Raw genomic sequence first — 743 nt, forward strand, 5'->3', positions numbered from 1 at the left:
CAAAGGCCCGGATATTGCCCTTGTCGACCTGAACCTGAAGCGCCTCCAGACACTCCTGCATGTTCTCCAGCACTTCATCGGTGTTGTGCCCCTTGGGCGAGAACGTCCAGTTCTGCCGGAACATATAGCTGCCCCGATTGGGCCAGTGAAACTGGTAGAGGTCGATATAGTCGGTCTTCAAACGCTTCAGTGAGCCCTCGATGGCCTCGGGGATTGTCTGAGCGGTGATCGGCGCACCATCGCGGACAAAGCGAAGCCCCTCACCGGAATGCTTGGTGGCCAGAACATAATCCCCCCGGCGCGCAGCATTGGCTGCATTCCAGTTGCCAAGGATTTCCTCGGTCCGGCCAATCGTCTCTTTGGCGACCGGATTGACCGGGTACATCTCGGCGGCATCGACAAAATTGATCCCGGCTGCCAGCGCCACGTCCATCTGCGAATTCGCGTCGGCTTCCGAGGTTTGCGATCCGAATGTCATCGTCCCAAGACACAGATCAGACACCATGATCCCGGTGCGGCCCAAAGGCTTCATTTCCATTTGTCGCTCTCCTGATTTCCGCAACAGCCGCGCGCTAGGCTTCGGCTTTCTTTTCCCAACGGCCCGATTCCTCGGACCAATATTGCGCTGAACACCCCGCGCTGGTCAGCGCTTTCCACTGGCCGCGCGCATGTTGAACAGCCTCCATGTCATTGCCGTCGAACAGAATGCAAACTCGGTCCAGCGCGGCGACCTCATCCGGGTC

At 58.7% G+C, this 743-nt stretch carries 1 protein-coding gene and 1 pseudogene; both read right to left on the reverse strand.

The genetic code is table 11. The annotated features are described in order from the left end of the window. Positions 1–538, reverse strand: a 538-nt coding sequence (locus tag ACR0E6_RS22180; RefSeq protein WP_480587433.1) for an aldo/keto reductase, incomplete at its 3' end; no start/stop codon positions are given. Between the two features lie 34 nt (positions 539–572). Next, positions 573–743, reverse strand: a pseudogene (locus tag ACR0E6_RS22185) (DNA polymerase III subunit chi); the annotation flags it as partial.

This window comes from Ruegeria sp. AP12 (assembly GCF_056540025.1).